Here is a 6,381-nt window from a genome sequence, read left to right as displayed (position 1 = left end):
CCCGACCGGCACGTCCATTGCGCCCGAGGTGCTGGCCGACATCGCCGGCTTCGTGCGTGAGCGCGGTGGCGTCACGGTGGTTGACGAGATCTACCTGCCGCTCAGCTACGAGGAGCACTTCGGCCACAGCGCGCTTGCACTGGGCGAGGACATCATCTCGGTCAACAGCTTTTCCAAGTACTTCGGCATGACGGGCTGGCGCCTGGGCTGGCTGGTGTTGCCCCCTGATCTCGTGCTCGCCATCGAGCGGCTGGCGCAGAACCTCTATATCTGCCCGTCCACGCTGTCGCAGATGGCGGCGCTGGCGGCCTTCGAGCCCGCCTCCATCGCCGAGTTCGAACGCCGCCGTGCGGTACTGCGCGAGCGCCGCGACTACATCGTGCCCGCGCTCAACGCGCTGGGCTTGAATGTGCCGGTGCCCCCGGACGGCGCCTTCTACGCCTGGATGGATGTCAGCCGCCATCACGCCGACAGCTGGACCTTCGCCCACGAACTGCTGCAAAGCGCCCAGGTCGCGTTGACACCGGGCCGCGACTTCGGCCTGACCGATCCGCAGCGTTGGATGCGCCTGTCTTTCGCCTCGTCGATGGAAGACCTCGAAGAAGCCATCGCCCGCCTGCGCCAGGTGCTGTCATGAATTTCCAATTCCCGATCCGCGTCTACTGGGAAGACACCGACGCCGGCGGCATCGTCTTCTACGCCAACTACCTGAAGTTCTTCGAGCGCGCTCGCACCGAGTGGCTGCGTGCGGCGGGCGTCGAGCAGCACCAGCTGCGCGAGGACACCGGCCTCATCTTCGTCGTCGCCGCTACCAGCCTGCGCTACGCCGCGCCGGCCAAGCTGGATGATCTGCTGACCATCACTGTCGAACCTGAGCCCGCGGGCCGCGCCAGCCTCGTGGTTCGCCAGCGCGCGCTGCGCGCTAACACGCTGCTGTGCGAAGGCGAGATCCGCATCGGCTGCGTGCGCGCCAGCGACCTGAAACCCCAACGCCTGCCCGACTCTGTCGTGGCAGCGATCACCGCATGAACCAAGACCTGTCCATCGTCTCCCTGATCCTGCACGCCAGCTTCGCGGTGCAGCTCGTCATCGCGGGCCTGCTGCTCGTGTCGCTGGCGAGCTGGAGCGTCATCTTCGGCAAGCTGATCGGCCTGGGCCAGATCAAGCGCCGCAACGATGCCTTCGAGGCCGAGTTCTGGAGCGGCAAGAACCTCAACGACCTCTATCAGTCGGTCGGCAACCGTGCGGACGCCGCGCCTCTGGAGCGCATCTTCGCCTCCGGCATGCGCGAGTTCCTGAAGTTGCGTGAGAAGCGCGTGACCGATGCCGGCGCCCTGCTCGACGCAGCCCGCCGCGCGATGCGCGCGAGCTTCCATCGCGAGCTGGACGCGATGGAGCACAACCTGTCCTTCCTCGCGTCGGTGGGCTCGGTCTCCCCGTATGTCGGCCTGTTCGGCACCATCTGGGGAATCATGCACGCCTTCGTCGGCTTGTCGAATCTGACGCAGGTGACGCTGGCCACGGTCGCGCCGGGCATTGCCGAAGCGCTGGTCGCCACGGCCATCGGCTTGTTCGCCGCCATTCCCGCCGTGCTGGCCTACAACCGCTTCGCGCGCCAGATCGACCGCAGCGCAATCACGCTGGAGACCTTCATCGAGGAGTTCTCCAACATCCTGCAGCGCAATTCCACCGCCCACAGCTGATGGCCTCCATCTCCTCCCGTGGCGGCCGTCGGCGGCGCACGATGAACGAGATCAACATGGTCCCGTTCATCGACGTGATGCTGGTGCTGCTCATCATCTTCATGGTCAGCGCGCCGCTGATCACGACTGGCCTCGTGGACCTGCCCAGCGTGGGCAAGAGCCGCCAGCAGCCCGAGCATGTCATCCAGATCATCGTTGGCACCGACGAGAAGCTGAAGATCAAGGTCGACCAACTCGAGCCCGAATCGATTCCCGCGAACCGCCTGGCCGAGCGCGTCAAGAAGGCGCAGGGCAAGGATGCGACCAGCCCCGTAGTCATCTCCGCCGACAAGAACGTCAAGTACGAGGCCGTCGTGCAGGTCATGGACGCGCTGCAGCGCACCGGCATCCAGCGCGTGGGCCTGGCTGTGAAGAGCGGCGCCTCCTCCTCCAAGTGAGATGACGAGCGCGACCTTACGCCCCCCCGAGGCCGCGGGCCTCGGCCGCGGCATGACCCTGGCGCTGATCGCCCATGGCCTGCTGATCCTCGCGCTCAGCTATGGCCTGAACTGGCACAGCGATTCATCGCCCGCTTTCGAGGCCGAGCTGTGGTCGGCAGTGCCCCAGGTGGCCGCGCCGCGCGAGGAAGCGCCGCCCGAGCCCGAACCCGAAGCGCCCAAGCCCGACACCCGCGCCCAGCAGCGAGCAGCCGAAGAGGCCGCCGCCGAGCAGCGTGAGGCCGAGATCGCCATCGCCAAGGAGAAGAAGCGCAAGGAGGAAAAGGCCCGCGACGAGGCTGCCAAGGTCGAGCGCGACAAAGCCGCCCAGGAGAAGCTGGCCAAGGACAAGCTCGCCAAAGAGAAAGCGGACAAGGAAGAGCAGGACCGCAAGAAGGCCAAGGACACCAAGGCAGCCAAGGACGCGAAAGAGGCGAAAGACACCAAGGAGGCCGATGCCCGGCGCGAAGCGCTGCGTCAGGAAAACCTGCGCCGCATCCAGGGCATGGCCGGTGGCACGCCCGGCTCCACCGGCGCCGCGGCCCAGAACTCGGCGCCGTCCGCGGGATATGCCGGCCGCATCAAGGGCAAGATCCGCCCCCTCATCATCTACCCGGACGATGGCGTCGCGAACCCGACCRCCGAGGTGCAGGTGACGCTGGGCCCCGACGGCCGCATTCTTGGCAGCAAGGTGCTCAAGGCCAGTCCCGACCCCGACTGGGATCGTGCCGTGCTGCGCGCCATCGAGAAGGCCGAGACCCTGCCGCGCGACGTCGACGGCCGCGTGCCACCAGTGCTGATCCTCACCTTCCGCCCGCGCGAATAGTCCTGACGGCCTGAGGCTTCAAAGCTCCAAGGAGATCGGCCGCCCAGGCAGCACTCGGTGCAACTCGTCGGCCAATGCCTGAAGGTCCATGGGTTTGCTGAGGTAGCCGTCCATACCGGCTTTCAGGCATGCGTTGCGCCGCAGATCCGTGTCGCCGGCAGTGGCGGCAATGATGGGGAATGGCGGCAGGTTGCCGACGCGCTGCAAGGACCTCAGATGCTCGCTGGCTTCCAGTCCGTCCATGACCGGCATGTCCACGTCCATCAGCACCATGTCTGGCGGCTCGTCACAGCAGGAGTCGAGTGCCTCGATGCCGTCGCCGGCCACCACCACTTCGTAGCCCAAGGCCTCGAGCTGGCCCCGCGCGACGATCTGGTTCACGACGTTGTCGTCCACGACGAGCACACGGCGGCTCTCCTGCACGTACAGCGGCGTGGGCGACGTCAGCCGCGACAGGGCGGTTGAAGTCCGGGTATCGACATGCGCGGTGAAGCGCTCCAGTTCCAGCGGGCTGAGCGGGAGCACCCGGATGTCGACCGAGCACTGGCGCCGAAAGCGCAGCGTGTCGGAGCCAGAGACCACGGCGAGCACCGTCCACAGGCTGGGCAAGGCCTGGGCGATCTGTTCGAGCTGAGCCAGTTCCTGGCCGCTGTTCTCCGCGACGATCATCAACATCGGTGCCGCAGCAGCGGATATCGCCGCCGCGGCCTCCTCGAGCCGCTCGAACGACACCACGTGCCAGCCCAGGTGCCGCAGCCTCGTCTCGACCGAGTCCAGCGCGCCGGGCGGAGGGCTGACCAGCCATGCCACCGAGCCGGTGGCGTTGGGTGAGTGCTCGAACACCACCTCTTCCGCGACAACTTCGCCGCTCAGTGAGATGACCAGGCCGTCAAGCCCGGCGTCGACGAACTGGACCGAGCCGGCGGTAGCCGGACAAGGCGCTTGCGCTCGCGCAACCAGCCCCTGGGCCACGTCGGTATCCTCGGCAACCAACTGCAGGCGCTGCAGCACGCCCACGACATCGGATGGGCAATTCGCGCCAGTGCCAGCGGCGTGGATGACGATGCTGCTTCGGCCGAAGACCGGCGGCTCGACCACCGCGGTGAACATGACGAAACCCGACTCAAAGCAGTCGACGATGCCCAGCAATATCCGGTGGATGCCGGCACGCAGGTAGGGCCCAGGATCGTGAAGCTCGAGGCGGGGCCCGTGATAGTCGAAGTAGGTGACAAGCCCCTTCTTTCTGGCGTGGGGCAGCACGTCGCGCGCGCTCTGGGTGAACAGCTCTGAAAACTCCATCGGCGGACTCTTGCTAACTGTCCGCGAGACTAGGGCAAACCCAGCCGCCAGATGGTTTCCAATTGTGGCCGCTGCTTACACACGGATGCCTTGTGTCAATGCACGCGGCCAGCCGCCGGGTTCAGCACCATGCGATCGACGGACCAGCGCCCCGCGCCCCACAGCGCGATGGCCAGGGCCAGCACGCCCCACAGGATGTGCTGCGCCTCACCGGCGGCCGACAGGTCCTCCGCCGGCAGTGAAAGCGCCGCCATCAGGTTGACGACGAAGAGGCTCACACCGGCGAAGCGACCCGCCAGGCCGAGCACCAGCAGCACTGGGATCACCAGCTCGCCCGCGGTGCCCATGTAGGCCGCAAGCGCCGGCGGCAGCAGCGGCACCTGGTAGTAGTCGTTGAACAAGGCCAGCGTGGACGACCAGTCGCGCAGCTTGACCAGGCCCGACATGAAGAAGACCTTGGCCACGTAGAGCCGCGCCGCCAGCAGCGCCAGCGACTGCAGATGGCTGACCAGCGTGTCCAGCGGCGCGGGCAGCCGGGTGGGTTGCAGGCCCGGGTCGGTGACGGCGCGCAGCGCGTTGGAGATCAGAGCTTTCATGGTGTGGTGGTCCGGTTCGGTGTTGTGGCCCTGACTCCCTGCAGCCAGGCGTTGTGCAACGCGGCTTGCAGCCAGGCGGCGAAGTCGAAGTCGGTTTCACCGCCAGAACCTTTCACTGTGGCCGCCTCCAATGCCTCGGCAAGATTCACCGCGTCGATCAGGGCCCGCATGAAGACCGCATCGGCGGCCGACACGGGTTGCCACTTCCCGCGCCAACCGGCTCGCCAGACCACCACCGGGCCGTCGGACCGCGCCAGCACCGCCAGGCCTGGCCGCAATTGCAGCCAGAGCTTGTCGGGCGACGTGGTACCGAGCAGAGCCAGCGAGTCGGCGTCCAACGAAGCGTCCTGTGCGCGTTCGGCCCGGTGCAGCGCCCAGTCCAGGCGAGCGAGATCGGGCAAGCCCGAAGCCTCGCCGGCGCGCTCCAGCAGAAAGCCTTCGAGCACCCCACCCCACTGCCCCAGGTCACCGCTCTCGGGCGGGTGGGCGCGCCAGAAGGTCCAGGCCAGCGACGCGAATTCGTCCTCGCCGAGTTCCTCGCGCAAGCGCACAAAGGGCACGGCCAGGGCTTGGGCCGACAGCGCCCGCAGGTTGTTGCGATAGGCCGCCAGGCCGCGCTCGCCGCCAGTCAGGCCGGGYGGCGCCTCGCCGCGCCCCAGCAGCGCATCGACAAAGGCCTGCTGAGCGAGCTTCATGGGTGCAGCGCCCTCGCCCGCTGGCCTTCAGCCAGCAGCACCGCCAGATCGGGCACAGCGGTGTCCCATTCGATCAGCGTCGGCAGCGGGCCCAGCCGCTGCAGCGTGTGTTCGTAGACACGCCAGACCTCGTCACGCACGCGGCTGCCATGGTCATCGATGACGAGACCGTCCTCCTGCTCGCAGTGGCCGGCCAGATGGATCTCGCCGACGCTGCCGGGGCGGATCGCGTCAACCCAGCGCATGGCTTCACGTGCCGCGTCGTCCGGCGCCAGGCCGGCGTTGCGAGCGTTGACGAAGAGGTTGTTGACGTCCAGCAGCAGGCCGCAGCCGCTGCGCCGTGTCAGCTCGTTGAAGAACTCGGGCTCGGCCAGGGTGTCGCCGGCCCAGCCGACGTAGGCGCTGATGTTCTCGACCAGCATGGGCCGGCCCAGGCGTTCCTGGACCTGCTGGACATGGGTCGCCATCAGCGCGAGGGATTCGTCGGTGAAGGGGATGGGCAGCAGGTCTGCCGCATGCAGGCCCGTGCCCACGCGGGCAAAGCAGGCGTGGTCGGACACCCACCGCGGCTGCACGCGCCGCGCAAGGCGAGCGAGCCGCTCCAGGTGAGCATCGTCCAGCCCCGCCGCCGAGCCCAGTGCCAGGCCCACGCCGTGCAGGCTGACGTCATAGGCCGCGCGGCCCGCCTCCAGCACGGCCAGCGTGATGCCGCCGTCGGCAAAGAAGTTCTCTGAATGGACTTCGATGAAGCCGAGTGCGGGGCGCTCGGCCAGCAAGGTTTCGTAG

General features: G+C 67.6%; 9 protein-coding genes. 5 read left to right on the top strand and 4 right to left on the bottom strand.

Features of this window, described 5'->3' with window-relative positions; translation table 11 throughout:
- From ACXJKR_RS21085 to tolA, 5 genes are all read left to right on the top strand, one after another.
- The coding region (locus tag ACXJKR_RS21085) for an aminotransferase class I/II-fold pyridoxal phosphate-dependent enzyme (protein ID WP_457324483.1) at window positions 1-637 on the top strand (637 nt) is incomplete at its 5' end.
- The gene (gene ybgC / locus ACXJKR_RS21080; protein ID WP_457324482.1) at window positions 634-1,029 is read left to right on the top strand and encodes a tol-pal system-associated acyl-CoA thioesterase; all 396 of its coding nucleotides are present in this window, start codon (window positions 634-636) and stop codon (window positions 1,027-1,029) included. The genes ACXJKR_RS21085 and ybgC, both read left to right, overlap by 4 nt.
- On the top strand, window positions 1,026-1,703 hold the full coding sequence (gene tolQ / locus ACXJKR_RS21075; RefSeq protein ID WP_056202298.1) for a protein TolQ: 678 nt from the start codon (window positions 1,026-1,028) through the stop codon (window positions 1,701-1,703). The genes ybgC and tolQ overlap by 4 nt, the downstream gene beginning before the upstream one ends.
- Window positions 1,703-2,140 carry a protein TolR gene (tolR, locus tag ACXJKR_RS21070; RefSeq protein ID WP_457324481.1) on the top strand — a complete coding sequence of 146 codons (438 nt, stop codon included), beginning with the start codon at window positions 1,703-1,705 and terminating at the stop codon, window positions 2,138-2,140. The genes tolQ and tolR overlap by 1 nt, the downstream gene beginning before the upstream one ends.
- Window position 2,141: 1 nt before the next feature.
- A complete protein-coding gene (gene tolA, locus ACXJKR_RS21065; RefSeq protein WP_457324480.1) occupies window positions 2,142-3,005 on the top strand; it encodes a cell envelope integrity protein TolA in 864 nt (287 codons plus the stop codon).
- Between the two features lie 18 nt (window positions 3,006-3,023).
- Here the strand turns inward: tolA and ACXJKR_RS21060 are convergent, their stop codons facing one another.
- The 4 genes from ACXJKR_RS21060 to ACXJKR_RS21045 form a co-directional block, all read right to left on the bottom strand.
- Window positions 3,024-4,304, bottom strand: a complete 1,281-nt coding sequence (locus ACXJKR_RS21060; protein ID WP_457324479.1) for a response regulator — start codon at window positions 4,302-4,304, stop codon at window positions 3,024-3,026.
- A 95-nt stretch (window positions 4,305-4,399) separates the two neighbouring features.
- Window positions 4,400-4,900: a DoxX family protein gene (locus tag ACXJKR_RS21055; RefSeq protein WP_457324478.1), complete on the bottom strand. Its 501-nt coding sequence runs from the start codon at window positions 4,898-4,900 to the stop codon at window positions 4,400-4,402.
- Window positions 4,897-5,595 (bottom strand): HvfC/BufC family peptide modification chaperone, encoded by a 699-nt coding sequence (locus ACXJKR_RS21050; protein ID WP_457324477.1) that lies wholly within the window; start codon window positions 5,593-5,595, stop codon window positions 4,897-4,899. Before ACXJKR_RS21050 ends, ACXJKR_RS21055 begins: the two co-directional genes overlap by 4 nt.
- On the bottom strand, window positions 5,592-6,381 hold a 790-nt coding region (locus tag ACXJKR_RS21045), incomplete at its 5' end, for a DUF692 domain-containing protein (protein ID WP_457324476.1). The genes ACXJKR_RS21045 and ACXJKR_RS21050, both read right to left, overlap by 4 nt.

The organism is Roseateles sp. P5_E11 (assembly GCF_054049355.1).
The sequence above is the reverse complement of the archived record's forward strand: the minus strand, read 5'-3'. Positions and strand labels throughout refer to the sequence as shown.